17 protein-coding genes are annotated in these 19,568 nt (G+C 67.2%); 11 read left to right on the top strand and 6 right to left on the bottom strand.

Features of this window, described 5'->3' with window-relative positions:
* The first annotated feature begins 2 nt into the window (after positions 1-2).
* From VNF71_16355 to VNF71_16340, 4 genes are all read left to right on the top strand, one after another.
* On the top strand, positions 3-1,223 hold the full coding sequence (locus VNF71_16355; protein ID HVA76128.1) for a GAF domain-containing SpoIIE family protein phosphatase: 1,221 nt from the start codon (positions 3-5) through the stop codon (positions 1,221-1,223).
* Between the two features lie 63 nt (positions 1,224-1,286).
* Entirely contained in the window at positions 1,287-2,612 is a 1,326-nt protein-coding gene (locus VNF71_16350) for a sensor domain-containing diguanylate cyclase (GenBank protein ID HVA76127.1), read from the top strand.
* A 99-nt stretch (positions 2,613-2,711) separates the two neighbouring features.
* Positions 2,712-3,992, top strand: coding sequence for an acyl-CoA dehydrogenase family protein (locus VNF71_16345; GenBank protein ID HVA76126.1), 1,281 nt, complete (start codon positions 2,712-2,714; stop codon positions 3,990-3,992).
* A 67-nt stretch (positions 3,993-4,059) separates the two neighbouring features.
* Positions 4,060-6,429 (top strand): CocE/NonD family hydrolase, encoded by a 2,370-nt coding sequence (locus tag VNF71_16340; GenBank protein HVA76125.1) that lies wholly within the window; start codon positions 4,060-4,062, stop codon positions 6,427-6,429.
* 16 nt (positions 6,430-6,445) lie between these two features.
* On the opposite strand, the gene VNF71_16335 is transcribed toward VNF71_16340, so the two are convergent.
* The 4 genes from VNF71_16335 to VNF71_16320 are packed head-to-tail and all read right to left on the bottom strand — an operon-like array spanning position 6,446 to position 10,744.
* Entirely contained in the window at positions 6,446-7,705 is a 1,260-nt protein-coding gene (locus VNF71_16335) for an MFS transporter (protein HVA76124.1), read from the bottom strand.
* 41 nt (positions 7,706-7,746) lie between these two features.
* Positions 7,747-8,724, bottom strand: coding sequence for an NADPH:quinone oxidoreductase family protein (locus tag VNF71_16330; protein HVA76123.1), 978 nt, complete (start codon positions 8,722-8,724; stop codon positions 7,747-7,749).
* Positions 8,721-10,259, bottom strand: a complete 1,539-nt coding sequence (locus VNF71_16325) for an MFS transporter (protein HVA76122.1) — start codon at positions 10,257-10,259, stop codon at positions 8,721-8,723. The genes VNF71_16330 and VNF71_16325 overlap by 4 nt, the downstream gene beginning before the upstream one ends.
* Positions 10,260-10,276: 17 nt before the next feature.
* Entirely contained in the window at positions 10,277-10,744 is a 468-nt protein-coding gene (locus VNF71_16320; GenBank protein HVA76121.1) for an avidin/streptavidin family protein, read from the bottom strand.
* A 42-nt stretch (positions 10,745-10,786) separates the two neighbouring features.
* Between VNF71_16320 and VNF71_16315 the strand changes: the two genes are divergently transcribed.
* The 7 genes from VNF71_16315 (at position 10,787) to VNF71_16285 (ending at position 17,554) form a co-directional block, all read left to right on the top strand.
* Complete coding sequence (locus tag VNF71_16315; protein HVA76120.1) at positions 10,787-11,737, top strand: GNAT family N-acetyltransferase; 951 nt, start codon at positions 10,787-10,789, stop codon at positions 11,735-11,737.
* Positions 11,738-11,844: 107 nt separating this feature from the next.
* Positions 11,845-13,626: an acetate--CoA ligase gene (acsA, locus tag VNF71_16310; GenBank protein HVA76119.1), complete on the top strand. Its 1,782-nt coding sequence runs from the start codon at positions 11,845-11,847 to the stop codon at positions 13,624-13,626.
* Positions 13,627-13,667: 41 nt separating this feature from the next.
* Positions 13,668-14,696, top strand: a complete 1,029-nt coding sequence (gene pdhA / locus VNF71_16305) for a pyruvate dehydrogenase (acetyl-transferring) E1 component subunit alpha (GenBank protein ID HVA76118.1) — start codon at positions 13,668-13,670, stop codon at positions 14,694-14,696.
* On the top strand, positions 14,693-15,667 hold the full coding sequence (locus VNF71_16300; protein HVA76117.1) for an alpha-ketoacid dehydrogenase subunit beta: 975 nt from the start codon (positions 14,693-14,695) through the stop codon (positions 15,665-15,667). The genes pdhA and VNF71_16300 overlap by 4 nt, the downstream gene beginning before the upstream one ends.
* Complete coding sequence (locus VNF71_16295; GenBank protein HVA76116.1) at positions 15,668-17,017, top strand: dihydrolipoamide acetyltransferase family protein; 1,350 nt, start codon at positions 15,668-15,670, stop codon at positions 17,015-17,017. It abuts the gene before it with no gap.
* Positions 17,014-17,265, top strand: coding sequence for a phosphopantetheine-binding protein (locus VNF71_16290; GenBank protein ID HVA76115.1), 252 nt, complete (start codon positions 17,014-17,016; stop codon positions 17,263-17,265). The genes VNF71_16295 and VNF71_16290 overlap by 4 nt, the downstream gene beginning before the upstream one ends.
* A 136-nt stretch (positions 17,266-17,401) precedes the next feature.
* The gene (locus VNF71_16285) at positions 17,402-17,554 is read left to right on the top strand and encodes a hypothetical protein (GenBank protein HVA76114.1); all 153 of its coding nucleotides are present in this window, start codon (positions 17,402-17,404) and stop codon (positions 17,552-17,554) included.
* A 42-nt stretch (positions 17,555-17,596) separates the two neighbouring features.
* Here the strand turns inward: VNF71_16285 and VNF71_16280 are convergent, their stop codons facing one another.
* Together VNF71_16280 and VNF71_16275 are read right to left on the bottom strand one after the other, a co-directional pair.
* Complete coding sequence (locus VNF71_16280) at positions 17,597-18,343, bottom strand: ABC transporter ATP-binding protein (protein ID HVA76113.1); 747 nt, start codon at positions 18,341-18,343, stop codon at positions 17,597-17,599.
* The gene (locus tag VNF71_16275; protein ID HVA76112.1) at positions 18,336-19,487 is read right to left on the bottom strand and encodes an ABC transporter permease; all 1,152 of its coding nucleotides are present in this window, start codon (positions 19,485-19,487) and stop codon (positions 18,336-18,338) included. Before VNF71_16275 ends, VNF71_16280 begins: the two co-directional genes overlap by 8 nt.
* Positions 19,488-19,568 lie beyond the last annotated feature (81 nt).

Below are 19,568 nucleotides of genomic sequence, written 5' to 3'. Positions count from 1 at the left end.
GTGTGGAAAGAATCCTGCCGACCGAGCGCGGGGTGGCAGGACCACTCGAGAAGCTGCAGGTCCTGACCGACAACACGCTTTCGGTCCTCGGGATGGAAGAGTTCCTCGAGCAGCTCCTCTCCCGGGTCTGCGACATCCTGCGGGCCGATACTTCGGCTGTGCTGCTCCTCGACGAGGGCACCGGCCAGCTCGTCGCGACGGCCGCCCACGGTATAGAGGAAGAGGTCCGGCAGGGTGTTCGCATTCCTGTCGGAAGAGGATTCGCCGGCAGCATCGCCGCTCAGCGCGAGCCGGTCCTGCTGGACAGGGTTGACTCCACGACGGTCGCCAACCCGATCCTCTGGGAGAAGGGCATCCGGGTGATGCTCGGCGTTCCGCTCCTCGCCGGGCCGCGCCTGCTCGGTGTGTTGCACGTCGGCCGGCTGCAAGACCTGCCGTTCACTCCCTCCGAGGCCCAGCTGCTCCAGGTCGTCGCCGACCGGGTGTCCGGCGCGACTCAGGCCCTCCAGTTGGCCGCCGAGAAGTCCGCCGCGTCCTTGCTCGAGAAGAGCTTGTTGCCGGGGCGGATGCCGCCGTTGCCAGGGTTGGAGTTCGCCACCCGCTACATGACGCCCGAGGACCGAACGGTGGGCGGTGACTGGTTCGACGGCTTCGTGTCCCCGTCCGGCCAGCTGTGGATCGTGGTGGGCGACATCGCCGGCCGGGGCCTGCCGGCCGCTGTCATCATGGGCCGGACGCGCAGTGCTCTGCGAGCGTACGCGCTCCTGGATCTCGAGCCGGGAGAGGTCCTCGCGCTGACTTCCAGGAAGATCTCCTATTTCGAGCCGGAGATCCTGGCCACCGCGGTGTGCGCGGTCAGCGACCCGCCGTATCGCGAGTTCCGCATCGCGAGCTCCGGGCATCCGCCTCCCGTTCTGGCGTCGCCGTCGACCGGAACGCAGCTCCTCGACCTACCGGTCGGTGTGCCGCTCGGCAGCCCCAGCGAAGCCGAAGCGCAGTGCGCGACCTTCACTTTGGAAGACGGCGCGCTGCTCCTCTTCTACACCGACGGCCTCATCGAGAGACGCGGGGAGCATCTCTCGGAGGGCCTGCGGCGACTGCAGGAACTGGTCGAGCCGGTTCACCCCGAGGTGCTCTGCCTGCGCGTCATCCACGGCATGTTCGGCCTCGACAGCCCTCCCGACGATGTGGCCATGGTGGCTCTCCGCCGCGTCACGGCGTGACGACCGCCTTGCCGGGCAACCGCCGACCGTCGAAGTAGCCACCCGCTGCCTATCATGCCGGCAGTGGACGATGCCATCGCTGAGCCGAGCGATCAGGAGTCCCTGGTTGCCGAGGTGCTGTCCCACAGCAGCGATCTGGTGGTGGTGGCGGATGCCTCGCTGGCAGTCCGCTTCGCCAGCCGCGGTGTTACGGAGATCCTCGGGTACGAGGCCGAGGAGGTCGTCGGCCGCTACGGGCTCGAATTCCTGCACCCCGACGACGCCGGCCTGTTCGCCGCGGTCGCTGCGCAATCGGCGGTCGGCTACGTGCCGCGCGGTTCGATCTTCTACCGCCTGCGCCACAAGAACGGCTCGTACGTGACACTCGAGCTTTCGGGTGGCCCTGCTCCTGATGGTACGGGCGGGCTGGCCAAGGGTTTCTGGCTGCTGGGCCGGCGTCCGGTTCGAGCAGAGATATACGCCGAAGTCCTCCACCGCTTGCTGGACGAGAAGCCGCTCGCCATGGCCTTGGAAGGCGTTGGAGAAGCCATGCTGCCGGATGTCGGGACCCGGTTCTGCATCACGCTGTGGCTTCCCGACGAGTCCCTCGCTGCGATCGGCGACCGCCTGCCGGCGCAACTGTCCGGCAGGTCTACTCCCGTGGGCTCACCGTGGAAGGCTGCGATCGAGAACGGTGTCGCGGTCACGGCGCAGTCGTTGTCGGAACTCGACGAGGACACCGCCGAAGCAGCCCGGAGAGAGGGGCTGTCGAGTGTCAGCGTGATTCCAGTCGCGGGTCTCGACGGGCGGATCGTGGCTACCCTCACCCTCTGGACACCACCGGGAGTCCCGCACGCCACCGGCTCGGCGCAGGTGCTGGACCGGATCAAGGACCTCGTCGCTACGGCCATCCGCCTGCACCAGCAGATCGAGGGCCTGAAGCGAAGCTCCGAATCGGACCCTCTCACCGGGCTGGCCAACCGCCGCGTGCTGAACGAGACGTTCTCGGCTCAGGTGAGTGATGTGGAGTCGTCAGTTCTGTGCCTGGACCTGGACGGGTTCAAGGAGGTCAACGACACCTACGGACACGCAACCGGCGACGAGCTGCTGAAGATAGTCGCCAAGCGGATCCAATCAGTCATCCGGGGGAACGATCTGGCTGTGCGCTTGGGCGGCGACGAGTTCGCCGTCATCAGCCGCGGATGTGGTCCAGACGAGGCGCGCCGGCTTTCCGAGCGGATACTCGAAACATTGCGCAACCCGATCGTCGTGCAAGGGTCCAGCATCTCGATCCGGGCCAGCATCGGGGTGGCGAGCGCGCGACGCATAGACGAGGAAATACTTCAAAGGGCGGACAACGCCCTCTACCAAGCGAAGCGGGAAGGGAGCAACACCGTCCGGGTGGTGTGACGCTCCCCGACGGCTAATGGGGTCGACGTCAGCTTGCCACCCCCTGCCTCCCGGATGGATAGTGCACCCAGCCAATTCGAGTACCAAGGGGGACTTAGCGTGGCGTGGGACTTTTCAACCGAGCCGGAGTTCCAGGCGAAGCTCGACTGGGTCGAAGACTTCTGCAAGCTCGAGATCGAACCACTCGACCTCGTCTTCCCCTATGCCGTGCGGTCACGCGACCCCAAGATCCGCGCGCTCGTCGATCCGCTGCAGCAGCAGGTCAAGGATCAGGGTCTCTGGGCGGTGTTCCTCGACAAGGAACTCGGCGGCCCCGGTTTCGGGCAGCTGAAGCTCGCCCTTCTCAACGAGATCCTCGGCCGCTACGGATCGGCGCCGGCGATCTTCGGCTGCCAGGCGCCCGACACCGGCAACATGGAGATCCTCGCTGCGTACGGCACCGAGGAGCAGAAGGAGCGGTGGCTCAAACCGCTGATGAACCAGGAGATCTGGTCCGCCTACTCCATGACCGAGCCGCAGGGGGGGTCCGATCCCAACCTGTTCAAGACCACCGCGGTGCGCGACGGCGAGGAGTGGGTCATCAACGGCGAGAAGTGGTTCACCTCGGCCGGGCGTGCTGCGGACATCCTCTTCGTGATGTGCACCAACGGCATGTTCATCGTGCCGCGCGACACCCCGGGCGTGGAAATCCAGCCGTACCCCTCGACGCACAACTGGGTGAAGTACAAGGACGTGCGCGTCCCGCGCGACCATCTCCTCGGCCCCGAGGACGGCGCGAAGGTCCTCGCGCAGCGCAGGCTCGGGGGCGGTCGCATCCACCACGCCATGCGCACGATCGCGCAGTGCAGGCTGGCACTCGACATGATGTGCGAACGTGCACTGTCGCGCGAATCGCACGGCAAGATCATCGGTGAGCACCAAATGGTCCAGGAGGCGATCGCGGAGTCGTACACCGAGATCAACATGCTCCGCCTGATGGTGCTGTGGACCGCATGGAAGATCGACAACACGTCGACACAGGAGACGCGCACCGACATCGCCGCGGTGAAGTTCACGATGGCGAAGGTGTTGAGGGATGTGTCGTTCCGGTCGCTGCACATCCTCGGGTCGCTGGGGATGACGAACCTCACGCCGATCCGCGACATGTACGCCAACGCCCCGTCGATGGGCATCGCCGACGGTGTCGACGAGGTCCACAAGGTCACCGTCGCACGCAACGTCCTCAAGAGCTACCGGCCCCACGAGGGTCTGTTCCCGAGCGAGTTCATCCCGGCCAAGCGCGAGCAGGCCCGCAAGAAGTATGCCGACCTCTTCGCCCAGGACCCTGAACTGGAGCAGTACGCGGACCGGATGCAGCGCTACATGGAGTCCCGCCGCTGACTCTCCCGACGAGATTGCTCTAGATCGGATTTTCTAGATCAATGGGGTATTTAGTATAAATCACCCTATGAAGCGCTGGGGGAGACAGCTCGCGGTGCCGGTCGGTGCAGCCCTGGTGGCGGCCCTGCTCGTGCCGGCTATCACCTACTCGGCGAGGGCGACCTCGAGCGGAGCTTTGGACGCACACGGCAGCGTGGAGCAGGTGTACGCCACCGGGCTGGCCGCAGCGTCCCAGGTATCTCTGCTCGACTCACAGGGCACCGCTGTCTACACGCAACCGGCCGACTCGCTCGGCGGTGTGCTGTTCCGCAACGTCGCGCCCGGCACCGGCTACGTCGTGCGGGACGACTCGACCGGCGCCACGTCCAACCCCCTCGTGGTCCACGACGCCACGCCGGCGCCGTGGGACCCGTCGATCTACGACCAGTCGATCCCCGACAACGGCTACACCTACCTGACGACGCGTGACGGCACCCAGCTCGCGATCTACGTCCACCCGCCGACGAGCCCCGCGGGCGAACCCGGGCTGCCTAGCAGCGTCAAGGTTCCCAACGGTCCCGACTACACGCCGCCCTACCCCACCCTCATCGAGTACTCCGGTTACGGCTATGCCAACCCGGCGGGACCCGACAGCGGGATCGCGGTGCTGGCCAACTTGATGGGCTTCGCCGTGGTCGACGTCAACATGCGCGGCACGGGATGCTCCGGCGGCGCGTACGACTTCTTCGAGCCTCTGCAGAACCTCGACGGCTACGACGTGATCGAGACGATCGCCAACCAGCCGTGGGTCCTCGGCCACAAGGTCGGCATGTTCGGCATCTCCTACGGGGGCATCAGCCAGCTGTTCACCGCGCAGCTGCAGCCACCGCACCTGGAGGCCATCGCCCCGCTGTCGGTGATCGACGCCACCGCGACCACCCTGTACCCGGGTGGCATCCTCAACACCGGCTTCGCCGTCGCGTGGGCGCAGCAACGCCAGCAGGAGGCCGAGCCGGCCGGCCCCAACAGCGGGCAATCATGGGCGTTCAAGCAGATCCAGAGCGGCGATCACACCTGCGCCGCTAACCAGGCGCTCCACGGTGAAGCCGCGGACCTGATGTCGAAGATCGAGGCCAACTCCACTTACAACCCGCCGGTCGCCGACCCGCTCGACCCGGTCACCTTCGTCGACAAGATCAACGTCCCGACCTTCATGGTGTGCCAGTGGGAGGACGAACAAACCGGCGGTCACTGCGCCGACCTGGTGCAGCACTTCGCCGGCACCGACCAGAAGTGGTTCACCTTCACCAACGGAGCGCACATCGACTCGCTCGACCCGACCACGTACGACCGGTTGTACGACTTCCTCGAGCTCTTCGTCGCGCACAAGCCGCCGATACTCAATCAGGCGGCGGTGCGGGCCGCAGCGCCGGTCGTGTACAACGCGGCCATGGGGATCAACCAGCAGGACCCCATCACCTTGCCATCCGACCCGATCCAGCTTCTGCCGACCTACCAGCTCGCGTTGAACGCGTTCGAGGCGACACGAGGGATCCGGGTGCTGTTCGACAACGGCGCCGGCACTTCGCCGACGGGCACCCAGCAGCCGGGCGACCCCTACCCCGCCTTCGAGCAGACGTTCCCGACGTTCCCTGTGCCCGGCACGGCCGCCGAGTCCTGGTACTTCAACTCCGACGGGACGCTCAGCGACCAGCTGCCAGCCCATCGCGGCGTCAACTGGTACACCTCGGACGCGTCCGGTCTCCCGCTCACCGACTGGTCCGGCAACAACACCGGCGGCGGGGGGCTCTGGGGCAACGCGTCGCAGTGGACGTGGAACTGGAAGCAGAACCCCGCCAGCACCGCGGTCTCCTACGTCTCGGCGCCGCTCACCACCGACACGACCGTGATCGGCGGCGGGGCCGTCTACCTGTGGGTGGAGTCGTCGACCCCCGACGTGGACCTGCAGGCAACGATCAGCGAGGTGCGCCCCGACGGCAAGGAAACGTTCGTCCAGGACGGCTGGATCCGCGCCAGCGAACGCACGCTCGCCTGCGACACTTGCACCGACGACCCGATCGATCAGCCCAGCACCCTCCTCGAGCCCGAGCCGACCATGCTGGCCTCCGACGTCGCGCCGATGCCCTCCGACCAGTTCGTCCAGGTCGCCATACCGCTCTACTTCGAGGGCCACGCCTACAGGGCCGGGTCCCGCATCCGGGTGACGATCGCAGCACCGAACGGGACGCAACCGGTCTGGTCCTTTGGCCAGACCGAGCCGGCCGCCGGTACTTCGACGGTGTCGATCCTCTCGTCTCCGTCCGTGCCCTCGAGCCTTGTGCTGCCGGTGGTGCCGGACGTGAACGTGCCGACGGCTCTCCCGCCCTGCCCGAGCCTGCGCAACGAGCCGTGCCGGACCTACCAGCCGTTGGCGGACCAGACCGGCACTTCCGGCTAGCCGGTCTCACCGCTGGCTATCCCGAGACCTCCTCTGGCTCACGCCCTCTCGTCTCCGGCAGCAACCAGAACAACACCGCGGCGACCGCGGCCGGCAGGAACGTGACGGCTGCCGCGAGGGTGAACTGGTTACGGATGTCGGCAACCGTACCGAACACGATCAGGCCGGTGGCCGCACCTGCGACTCCCGCCGCGACCCACCACCCGGCCACCGACGCCCGAACCGAGGTGGGGAACAGCTCGTTGATCATGGCGCCGGCAGCCGGTGCGAGCAGCGAGCCGAACAGAACGCCGATGATGTAGCCCAACGCCAGCGCGCTCCCCGACCCGGTGTAGGCGAGCACGCCGAACACAGAGATACCGACCATGCCGATGGTCGCCGTCACCCGCCTGCCGATCCGGTCAGCGAGCCATTGGCCGAGGACGAGCCCCAACAGCCCCGACGCGCCGGCGCCCACGACCATCGCGGCGGTCACGTAGCCGCTCTGGTGCACGATGTCCTGCGCGTACAGGAACACGAAACTGTTCGCCGGACCGGTGATGACGGACAGCGCAAACGACAGCCCCGCCACCACGGCAAGCCGGCGCCGGAAGCGGGGCGCCACCGCGCCCAGCACAGGCAATGGCCGATCGGTCGCGGCAGCGACATTGAAACGATCCGGCTCGCTCAACCAGTGGCGGAGCGGCGCCAGCACGATCACCGGCAGCAGCGCGAGCGCGAACAGACCACGGAACCCGATGGCGCCCAAGCCGATGCTGTGCAGAACGGCCGCGATCCCGGCGCCCACGCCGTACCCGGCGGCGACCAGCGCCACGGCCTTGGTGCGGTCGGCTTGCCCCGTCTGCTCCGCCGCGGTCACCTGTGCCACCGCGTCGGCACCGCTCAGGAGCGGCCGCCCCACAGCGAAGATCGCGACGAACCACCAGTAGCTGGGGCTGGCGGCGGCGAGAGCGGTAACGACGAGCCCGGCGACCAAGGTCGCGATGAGGGTCCGCCGGCGCCCGAAGTGGTCGGCGAGCCCGGCGACAGGGAGCCCGCCCAGGGAGGCGAGACGGATGATCGCCAGCCCCACGCCGAGCACCGTGCCCGATAGGCCGGCCTGGTCGGCGATGGTCGCGCCGTTGCTGACCTGGCCGAAGCCCTTCGCCACATCGCCCAGGGCGGCCACCACCCCGAACTGCCCGAAGCCGATGGCGAGGGCGGCGAGCGCCACCGCCACGATCTCCCGGTCGCTCCAACGGTGTAGGCGTAGCTGGCTCAGGTCTTGCCCTTCCATTGGGCTGCCGCCCGGCAACGAAACTCGGCTGGGTCGGTCGACTAAGGCGTGACGACTACCTTGCCCAGGACGCGGCGCCCGTCAACGTCGCGCAACGCTTCCGCTGCGCGCTCGAGGGGGTAGGTCGCCGACACGTACGGCGTGAAGCGACCCTCGCGCCACCAGTCCATGAGCTCGGTGACGTTGCGGCGGTGGTCCTCGGGCTGGCGTCCCACGAACGAACCCCAGAAGACGCCGACGATGCTGCACCCTCGCAGCAGCGTCAGGTTCAGAGGGATGCGCGGGATGTCGCCGGCGGCGAACCCGATAACGAGGTACCTGCCCTCCCATGCAGTCGACCGCAGGGCAGGCTCGGCGTACTTGCCCCCGACCGGGTCGTAGACGACATCGGCACCGAGCCCTTGTGTGAGCTCGCGGACCGTCGTCTTCAGGTCCTCTGTCTCGTAATTGATGGTCTCGTCGGCACCGTGCTTGCGGCACAGCTCCAGCTTCTCGTCGCTGGACGCCGCAGCGATGACTCTGGCTCCGAGCGCGTGGCCGATGTCTATTGCAGAAAGACCGACCGCTCCGGCTGCACCAAGCACCAGAAGGGTTTCCCCGGGTTGCAGGCCGGCCCGGTTACGCAGCGCGTAGTGCGAGGTTCCGTATGCATACAGCAGCCCGGCGGCCTCGGGGAAGCCGGCGTTATCCGGCAGCTTGTGAATGGTGCCGGCGCGCAGGACCGCCCGCTCTGCCAACCCCCCGGTCAGCATCGACGAGCCGAGCACCCTGTCCCCCGCCGCTATCCCCACGACGTCCGATCCGACTTCGCGCACCACGCCGGCCAGTTCGCTGCCCACCACGTAGGGCAGGTCGGTCTTGAACTGGTACTGGTTGCGGGTCATCAGCAGGTCGGGAAATGTGATCGCGCAGGCCTTGACATCGACCAGGACGTCGTCCGGGCCAACCGTGGGCTCGTCGATCTCCGTCAGCTGGAGTGCGTCGGGGCCGGTGAAGTCGGTGCATACAACCGCTCTCATGGGGAGGACGCTACTGGCCGGTTCGGCAACGTCAGCACCACGATGACCGCAGCGACAGCCACCACCGCGGCGCCGACCCCGAGCGCCAGGCCCATCCCGCTCACGAACGATTCGCGTGCCAGGGCCGTCAGCGCAGAGCCGAGAGAGCCGGGGAGCTGCTGCGCAACCGCGAGTGCCCCTCCCAAAGAACCGGTGATGTAGTGCATGACGGGTGCCGGGATCGCTCTGTGCGCCAGGAGTGGCGCCACCCGGCCCTGGTAGCGAGTGTTCAGCATGCTGCCGAGCACGCCGACCCCCAAAGCACCGCCAACCTGGATTGCGGTGCTGTTCGTGGCCGCGCCGATTCCGGATTGCGCCGGCGGGAGGGATCCCATCACCGAGTCAGTGGACGGCGCGAAGGCCAGGCCGGCCCCGATGCCGAGCAGGAACAGTGCGGGCAGCGAGTCGGCGTACGTGGAGCTGACGCCGACCCGCGAGAGGATCGCGAGACCGGCCACCACCAGCGCCATCCCGCTGAACACCACCGGCTTGGTGCCCACGAGTCGTACCACCACGCTGGACAGCGGCGCGACCACGAGCAGCACGGCGGCGACGGGCGCGACCCGAACCCCCGTCTGGAGTGCGCTGTAGCCGAGGGAGAACTGGAAGTACTGCGTGAGCAGGAACAGCGAGCCCATCAAGGCGAAGATCACCGATGCCATCGCCCCCATCGCCACCGAGAACCTGGGCGACCGGAAGAAGCCCAGCTCCAACATGGGGTGGCTGCAACGCCGTTCCCAACCCACGAACATGCCGAGTACCAGCACAGCCCCGGCGAGCACGCCGATGGTGACCGGGGATTCCCAACCACGGGTTGGTGCCTCGATGATCCCCCACAGGAGCAGCCCCATGCCGACGATGGAGAGTACGGCACCGGCTGGGTCGGCAGGTTTGGCATCCGGGTTCTTGGAGTTGGGGATGTACCGCGCGGTGGCCGCCAGGCCGGCGAGCGCGATGGGCACGTTGACCAGGAACACCGAGCCCCACCAGAAGTGTGAGAGCAAAAGACCGCCCGCCAGGGGTCCCAGCGCCACTCCGATCCCGGAAGTCCCCGACCAGATTCCGATGGCCCGGGCGCGCTCGTCATCGTCGCTGAAGATGCTCGTGAGGATCGAGAGGGTGGACGGCATGATCGCAGCACCGCCCACGCCCATCAGGCCCCGGGCGGCGATGAGGCGGTCCGGAGTCCCCGAGAAGGCCGACGCCGCGGAGCCCGCCCCGAAGACGGTGAGGCCGACCATGAAGACCCATTTGCGACCCAGCCGGTCTCCAATGCTGCCTGCCACCAGCAGCAGCCCCGCGAATACCACCACGTACGCGTCGACGAACCACTGCAGCTGGGTCGAGGAGGCGTGCATCGCCCGCACGATCACCGGTAGGGCGACGTTCAGGATCATGTTGTCCAGGCTGACCAGCAGGAGACTGACACACAGGACAGCAAGGATGACCCCGCGCCGCCGGCCGCGCCCGACATCCGCCGGCAGGACGGCGGTCACCCTGTCAGCCCGACGACCTAGAAGGCGGCGCGCCGGAAGACATCGTGGCCGACCATCGTCGCCTTCCATTCGTCGGCAGAACCCGTCTCACTCGTCATCAGCCAGGTCGCGTCGATGGTGCCCGCTTCTGCGTCGTATAGACCCGACCAGACGGTGATGGATTGGTTGTCGCTCCAGTTGACGACGAACCCGAGAACCATGAACATGCCGATCCGGTCGGCATCACAGAAGCCCACGACCGGGTAGGTCTTGTCGGGTGTCGAGCCGGTACCGGTGTGGAAGGTCCCTCGGATCACTCCGTCATCGTCGACCTCGACGGTCAGGAACGATCCCAGCTGGTTGCGCCATGCACCGGCGATGGAAGGCCTCGTTGCGCCGGAATCTGTCGACTTGACCTGGGTCACCGAAACCACCTCCCATCCGACCGTACGCACGGAAGTCGACCCCCGTGCAGGGCCGAACGACCCGAAGTCGGCGGTGACCATCGCCTCTGTTTCTACCGACGGCCCGAGCCCGATGATCGAGGCGTGCCTTCATCGGAAGATCCGGCCAAGCGAACGGTGCACCGAAGCGTCGAGCTCCCGCTATCCAGGGTCCTGACGATCCGGGCCATCCGGCCCAGCGACCGACCCGGTCTCGTCTCGCTCTACAGATCTCTGAGCGAAAACGACCGCTACCTGCGGTTCTTCACGGGTCACGGCCCGCCCAAGTCGTTCGTGGAGCAGATGACGCGAATAGAACAGCGGGGAGGGTTCGGGCTGGTGGCGGTCATCGAAGGTCCGGAGGCGGCGCCCCAGCTGGTGGGAGAGGCCAGTTACGGGATGTTGCCGAACGGCAACGGTGAGCTGGGAATCACCGTCGCCCATGATGCCCGGGGCTGGCTGGGGCCGTACCTGCTCGATGCCCTGACCGAGGAAGCGGCCGCTCGCGGGATCCCGAACCTCGAGGCCCAGGTGATGGTGACGAACCACCAGATGCTGTCAGTGCTGCGCCACCGTGGTCTGGTTCACGTCGACTACGCCGATCCGGCGATAGCTCATGTTGCGATCGCGACACGCGGAAAGATGCCCAGCTGGCCCCCGGTTCACCAGCAGCCGAGGGTGCTCGTGGAGGTCCCGGGGGGTCACTGGCGCGCTGAGAATGCAGTGCGGGAAGCGGGATTCGAGGTTCTGACCTGCCCCGGACCGCAGGGCGGCTGGGATTGCTGCCCGGCCCTGCGGGGAGAGACCTGCCCGCTGTTCGAAGGCGCCGACCTGGTGGTCGACGCTGTGCCGGGCGAGCAGGGCGCGGCTCTCCTCGAGGCCCACCGGTCAGCGCGCCCCTCGGTCCCCGTCTGCATCGTGGTGCCCGACGCGGTGGACGAGGGTGACTCCACCGTCGAGCGGATCCCCCGCAGTTCCGGCGAACCGATCGTCGTGGAGATCCTTCAGCGGCTCGCCCGCGAGCACGGGCTGACCCCTCAACCCGCCAAGAGGTGACTTTCGCCCCTGGGAGGACCGAACGACCCACCCTTAGCGTTCGGACGGGTGGGCCACGACCAGTTTCTGAGTCGGGGCTTCGAGAAAGGACGTTGCCGGTGCCTTGGATGACGGTCCACAAGACGATCCCGCCCGGCGGGGTGGCACCGAACATGACCGACTACGACGTGGAGCGCCGCGACTTCACCTGGGAGTCGGCGCGCCGATCGCTCGACGGCCTGCCCGGTGGGCGCGGGCTCAACATTGCCTACGAAGCAGTCGACCGTCACGCATCGGGACCCATCGGGGACAAGGTGGCGCTGCGTTGCCGCGGCCGGCACGGCGGTGCACGGGACGTGACCTTCGGGCAATTGGCGGACCTGTCGAACCGGTTCGCCAACTCCTTGGACGCGATCGAAGTCGAGCCAGGAGCGCGCGTTTTCGCCCTGCTGCCGAGAGGACTCGACCTGTATCTCACGATCCTCGGCACCCTCAAGCACCGCTCGGTGGCCTGCGCGCTCTTCCCCGCCTTCGGCCCCGAACCGATCCGTCAACGCCTGGTGCTCGGTGGCGCAGCGATCCTCGTGACCACACCGGCGCTGTATCACCGGAAGGTGGCCCCGATAAGAGATCAAATTCCCGGGCTGCGCGTCGTGCTCGCCGGCGGTGACGGATCTCCGATCGATGAGCCGCCACCGGAGACATTGCGACTCGACGATCTGCTCGCCGCAGCAAGCGACAAGTACGAGATCGGCGCTACCAGCCCTGAGGACATGGCGTTGCTTCACTTCACCAGCGGCACCACCGGAACCCCGAAGGCCGCGATCCATGTGCACGATGCGGTTGTATCCCACTACGCCACCGGGCGGATCGCTCTGGACCTCCATGCCGAAGACGTGTTCTGGTGCACGGCGGATCCGGGGTGGGTGACCGGCATGTCCTACGGGATCATCGCTCCGCTGGTGCACGGCGTGACGAGCATCGTCGACGAGGGTGACTTCGATGCCGACCGCTGGTACCAGGTGCTCGCATCCGAGCAGGTCTCCGTTTGGTACACGGCCCCCACGGCTCTGCGGTGGTTGATGCAAGCCGGGCCGGAGTCGGCGAAGGCACACGACCTGAGCCGCTTGCGATTCGTGGCGAGCGTCGGTGAGCCGCTCAACCCAGAGGTCGTCGTCTGGGGTCAGGAGGCGCTCGGGCTTCCCATCCATGACAACTGGTGGCAGACCGAGACGGGCGGGATCATGGTCGCCAACTACCCCTGCATGGACATCCGGCCCGGTTCTATGGGCCGCCCTCTGCCGGGGATAGAAGCCACGGTGCTCATGCGCGACGAGCGAGGCGACGTCGTGCTCGATGCGGCCGGCGCTGCCGTTGAGGCCATGACCGGCCAGGACGGCGAACTGGCTTTGCGCCCCGGCTGGCCCTCCATGTTCCGGGGATACCTGGGCGACGAGGATCGCTACCGCTCCTGCTTCGCCGGCGGCTGGTACCTGAGCGGCGACCTGGCCCGCCGCGACGGGGACGGCTACTTCTGGTTCGTAGGCCGTGGCGACGACGTGATCAAGTCGGCCGGTCACCTCATCGGTCCTTTCGAGGTGGAGTCAGCGCTGATGGAGCATCCCGCGGTGGCCGAAGCGGGTGTGATCGGCAAACCGGACCCCCTCGTCGGCGAAGTCGTCAAGGCGTTCGTGTCCCTGGGAACCGGTTACCAGCCGACCGAGGAGCTGAGGTTGGAGATACTCGGGTTCGGCCGGCGACGCCTGGGCGCCGCCGTGGCCCCCCGCGAGATCACGTTCGACCAGAACCTTCCGCACACCAAGAGCGGGAAGATCATGCGCCGCCTCCTCAAGGCCCGGGAGCTCGGGCTACCCGAGGGAGACATCTCGACTCTGGAGCCGCAGCGATGAGCCAGACCAACGACAGAAGTGCAACGCGACTGGATCCGGCCATGCCCGGCGAAGCTCCCATCGCCGCGGTGGCCGCGACCGCGACCATCCCAGATGGCGATCGCCGAGTGCATCTGCTCCGGGAGATGCTGCGCATCCGGCGCTTCGAGGAGCGATGCGTGGAGCTGTACAGCCACACGAAGATCCGCGGGTTCCTGCACCTGGGCATCGGCGAAGAGGCGTGTGCCGTCGGTGTCATGGAGGCTCTTCTGCCGTCGGACTCGATCGTGTCCACCTACCGGGAGCACGGTCATGCTCTCGCGCGGGGGATTTCGATGCGTGCGACGATGGCCGAGCTCGAAGGCAAACTCGAAGGCACGTGCAGGGGGCGCGGCGGTTCGATGCACATCTTCGACGCCTCGACGCGCTTCTACGGTGGCAACGCGATCGTCGCTGGCGGCCTTCCGGTAGCGGTGGGACTGGCGCTGGCCGATCACCTACGCGGCGACCAGCGGGTGACGGCGTGCTTCTTCGGCGACGGCGCGGTCGCCGAAGGCGAGTTCCACGAGTCCATGAATCTGGCCGCTCTGTGGCACCTACCCGTGCTTTTCTGCTGCGAGAACAACCTCTACGCGATGGGGACGGCGTTGGATCGTTCGGAGTCGGAGACCGACCTTTCGCTCAAGGCAGCCAGCTACCGGATCCCGGCGTGGGAGGTCGACGGGATGGACGTGCTGGCCGTGGAGTCCGCTGCGCGCAGCGCCGCCGAGACCGTCCGGAGCGGAGGTGGCCCGCACTTCCTGGAGCTGCGGACCTACCGGTTCAGGGCCCACTCCATGTACGACCCCGACCGCTACCGGGAAAAGACGGAGATCAAGCGCTGGGAGGAACGCGACCCGATCACCACCCTGTCCGCGCGGCTGTCCGAAGAAGGGCTCCTGAGCAGCGACGCCCTCGAACTGATCGAGGCCGACGTGGCCGCCGAGGTAGACGACGCGGTCGCGTTCGCTGATAGCGGGACGCTGGAGGACGTCGCGGATCTGCGGCGATGGGTGACGTCGGAGCCAGATCGAGGGGCGGGAGTGCCATGAGGACGATCAGCTACCGCGAGGCGGCGCGCGAAGGGCTGCGCGATGCACTCGAGCGCGACGAGCGGGTCTTCCTGATGGGTGAGGACGTCGGGCGTTACGGCGGCAGCTTCGCCGTGAGCCTCGGGCTGCTCGAGGACTTCGGGCCGGATCGCATCCGTGACACCCCTCTGTCGGAATCCGCGTTCGTCGGCGCAGGTATCGGGGCCGCGCTCGGCGGGATGCGACCGATCGTGGAGATCATGACGGTCAACTTCAGCCTCCTTGCCCTGGACCAGATCGTCAACAACGCCGCCACCCTCCTGTACATGTCGGGCGGACAGTTCAACGTCCCGCTCGTGATCCGGATGACCACAGGCGCCGGACGGCAGCTCGCCGCACAGCACTCCCACAGCCTCGAAGGTTGGTACACGCACATCCCGGGCCTGCGCATCCTCGCCCCCGCCACCGTCGAGGACGCGAGAGGGATGCTCTGGCCCGCACTTTGCGACCCGGACCCGGTGATCATCTTCGAGCACGGCAACCTCTATAACGCGCACGGCGACCTCGCCGAAGATCCGCAGCCGGTCGACATCTCGTCTGCGAAGGTGCGCCGGCAAGGCGACGACGTCACGCTGATCGCGTACGGCGGCACCCTCGACACCGCCCTGGTAGCAGCCCAGTCGCTGGCCGGCGACGGTGTGGGTGCGGAGGTGATCGACCTGCGTTGCCTGCGGCCTTTGGACGACGCGACGGTCCTCGGTTCGGTGTCGCGCACGCACAGGGCCGTCGTGGTGGACGAAGGATGGCGCAGCGGCAGCCTCTCGGCAGAGCTGTCCGCTCGCATAACGGAAGAGGTGTTCTACGACCTGGATGCCCCGGTGGCACGGGTGTGCTCGGCGGAAGTACCGATGCCCTACTCGAAGCACATGGAGGATGCAGCGCTCCCCCAGGCCGAGCAGGTCGTGGCGGCGGTACGGCGGATGGGAGGATGAGTGGGCGACTTCACGATGCCCTCCCTGGGGGCCGACATGGAGAGCGGCACCCTGACGCAGTGGCTGGTGAAGCCCGGGGACCCGGTCCATCGGGGTGACATCGTCGCGGTCGTCGACACCGAGAAGTCGACGATCGAGATCGAGATATTCGAGAACGGAGTCGTCGGAGAACTGGTCGTCAAGGAAGGCGAGAACGTCCCTGTAGGGAGCGTCCTCGCCCGGGTGAGCGCGCCCGGCACCGCCGCGGTTCCTGCCGCGGGCTTGGCGCCTGTACCCGCCGCCCCGATAGAAGCCGCTCCGAGCCCCGTCCCCGAGCATCCCGAGATCACACTGCCCGGACCCGAGATCACACTGGCCGGACCCGAGCCTCGGAGGGCACCGATGTCGCACTCGCCGGTGATCCGCCACCTCGCCGAGCAACTCGGCGTGGACCTGGCTGGGGTCGCCGCGAGCGGTCCCGGAGGAGAGGTGACGAGAGCCGACGTGGAACGGGCGGCGCAGGCGCCGCCGCACGCGCCCACGCGCGCTTCTCCCCTGGCGCGGCGCGTCGCCGGTGAGCTCGGAATCGATCTGAACGGCTTGACAGGAACGGGGCCCGGTGGAGCGGTCGTCGAGCGCGACCTGCGCGAGGCGCGAGTCCCGACATCCAAAGTCGTGGCGCCTTCCCGCTCGTCGGGCTCCGCGCGGCAGGAGAGTCTCCGCAGGGCGATCGGCGCGCTGATGGCGCGCTCCAAGCGGGAAATACCCCACTACTACCTGAGCACGACGGTCGACGCGGGCGCAGCCACCGCGTGGCTGGAGAAGGCGAACCTGTCCCGCAGTGTGCGAGACCGGCTCGTGCTGCCGGTCCTGCTCATCAAAGCAACCGCTTTGGCCGTGGCGAAGGCCCCAGAAGTGAACGGGTTCTTCACCGATGGCGAGTTCCTGGCGAGCGAGGCGGTCCACGTAGGCGTCGCGATCTCCCTGCGCGCCGGCGGAGTGATAGCACCCGCAATCCACGACGCGAACCGGCTCAGCCTCGACGAGCTGATGTTGAAGCTCAACGACCTCGTCCGCCGCGCCCGCGCCGGGGTGCTCCGAAGCTCGGAGATGAGCGACCCGACGATCACCGTCAGCAACCTCGGCGACCTGGGAGTGGAATCCGTCTTCGGCGTGATCTACCCACCCCAGGTCGCCGTTGTCGGATTCGGAGCGGTCACCGAACGTCCCGTCGCCAAGGACGGGCTCCTCGGCGTCCGTCCCTGCCTCACCGCGACCCTGTCCGCCGACCACCGCGTGAGCGACGGGCACCGTGGGGGTCGCTTCCTCGCCCAAATAGATCGCCTGCTGCAGGAGCCAGAGAAACTATGAACACCGACGAAGCCCGCACCTTGATCAGCGAGACGTTACGGCAGGTCGCCCCAGAAGCCGATCTGGCACAGGTGATGTCAGGCGAGACGCTCCAGGAGGCGCTCGATCTGGACTCGATCGACTTCCTCAACTTCGTCACCGGTCTCAACGAGGCGACCAGCATCGAGATCCCCGAACGCGACTACCCGCAGCTTTCGACCCTCGAAGGGTGCGTCTCCTATCTCGTGGCACGAAGCCCCGTCGCATGAGGGAATCGACCGTTGGCCTCGCTCGGCCACCAGCCACTCGTATAAGGACTTTCGACCCTACCGGTCCAACCTGGGGCATGACTAACGTCACCTCATGCTGCAGACATCTCGTGATAGCAGGCACGATCGGTTGAACATGAGTTCGATCGTCGACTCGTTGGAGCAGGCAGGCATGGAACTGGACGAGCTGTGGACAGACGCCGTCAGCCATGGCAGCGAGGATTCTGTGGTCCTGGGCGAGGCGTCGCAGGACGTCCACCGGGCGCTGATCGCCCTGACATCGGGCTGAAAGGTTCGAACCTGATCCTCTCGGACCGGGCCCCTCCCCGGTTCAGATAGCTGAGTGCTGGTCGACCCGCCCATCCCGGAGGCGGACCGTCCGGTCGGCGGAGGCAGCGACGCGGGGATCGTGGGTGACGATGATCATCGTCATGGCAGGCCTCTCGGAACGCAGCCGGCGGAACATGTCGAGAACGCGGTCGACGGAACGCTCGTCGAGGTTTCCGGTCGGTTCGTCGGCTAGCAACAGGTCGGGTTCGTTGGACAGCGCCCTCGCTATCGCGACCCGCTGGCGCTCCCCGCCCGAAAGTCTCGTAGGGGGTCTCGACTCCATCCCCTCCAGATCCACGTCCGCCAGCAAGAGCCGGGCACGAGCGGAGCGCTGATGCCGGTTCATGCCGGTTCCGAACATCGCGACCTCTACGTTCTGCCGCGCGCTGAGCTGAGGGAGAAGGTTGTGCAGCTGGAACACCAGACCCAGGTGCCCTCGGCGGTATCCGGCCAGGTCGCGCTCCTCCGACAGGTCGATGCCGCTGACCCGGATCGTTCCGGAGGTCGGGCTGTCGAGCGCGGCAATCAGATGGAGCATGGTCGATTTCCCGCAGCCGGAAGGTCCTGTGACCGCAACGCACTCGCCGCGTTCGACCCGCAGCGTCAGCCCGTCGAGCGCCTTCACCAGCCCACCGTCGAAGTACTTGCACACCTGCGACATCTCCACCGCTGGGGTCCCGAGTGAGCCATCGCCGAGCGCGGCACCTTCGGCTGATCGCTGGGACGCCTGCGTACGCAGATCACTCATGGCGAAGCGCCTCCAATGGCCTCGACAAAGCGGCACGGAAAGCCGGGGCGAGCCCACCGAGGACGACCATGGCAGCGGCGGTGTACAGAGCCCGGCCGAACACCCCGACCGTGTAGTCCGGGTGCAGCACGCCCCTCAAGCTCGGCAGATGCTGGATTCCCAGGACGGCCAGCACCGCAAGCGCGAGCCCACCGGCCACGCCGATCAGCCCGATCAACAGCGCCTCCGACATGATCATGCTGCCGACCCTGCGGCGGGTCCATCCCAGAGCGCTGAGCACCCCGAATTCGCGGGTTCGTTCGATGAAGCTCATCGTCATGGCGCTCATCACCACGATCGCCCCGATGATTACTGCGAGCACCGTGGCTCCCCGATCAGCAGCCAGGATCAGCGAGAGGCTGCGATCCGCCCTGCCGAACTGCTGGAGGGTCCGTATCGACACGAGCTGCGGGAATTCACGGTCAACCCGGCTCTGCACAGCCGTCACCGAGCTTCCCGGCGCGATCTGCACGAAAAGCAGGGTGTACTGGTCTGGTTGGCGCTGGTAGGTCTGGAACCACGCCAACGGGAGCATCGCGCCCGTGTCCCCGAGGGACTGCCCCGTCGAGTAGATGCCGACCACTTTGAAGACGTTCTTGTCAAGGGTGATGGTGTCACCCACGTGCAGCCCGAGACTCTGCGCGGCCTTCCATCCCAACATCAGCTGGTTCGCCGCCTGCGCCTGGAACGGACTTCCCGCCACGACCGTGACGCCGAAGGCGCTGAGCTGCGACGGGTTGATCCCGATCTCCAGGAACTGCGGGTTGTCGGAGTTGAGCTTTGCCGTGCCTATCAACACGCCCGTCACGCCGGCCACACCGGGCACCAACTTCACACGCGCGACAGACGCGCCGTCGATGCTGCTGGAGAGCAGGTCCGCGACACCCTTCTGGGCGATCGTGAAATCCGCTTGCCCGGTCTTGAGCAACGCGAGGTCGCTGGACTCCAGGCTGTGGGTGACGACACCAAGCGACACCACCGTGAGAACACCGATGGCGACGGCCAGGGCCGTGAGCGCCAGGCGCAGTTTCCTCACCGTGATGTTGTGCAATATCAACCCGGCAAACGACACCTCGCCGACCTTCCTCGGACCGTTACGCGACAATTCGTACGGATTCCAGGATGTGCGGCGAGGGCCCCGAGGATCCAGGGCCAAAAGACCCCTCTGGATGGCGTACCGCCGGTT

It is taken from the genome of Acidimicrobiales bacterium (assembly GCA_035533095.1).
Taxonomy (GTDB): Bacteria; Actinomycetota; Acidimicrobiia; order Acidimicrobiales; family Palsa-688; genus DATLUM01.
The sequence above is the reverse complement of the archived record's forward strand: the minus strand, read 5'-3'. Positions and strand labels throughout refer to the sequence as shown.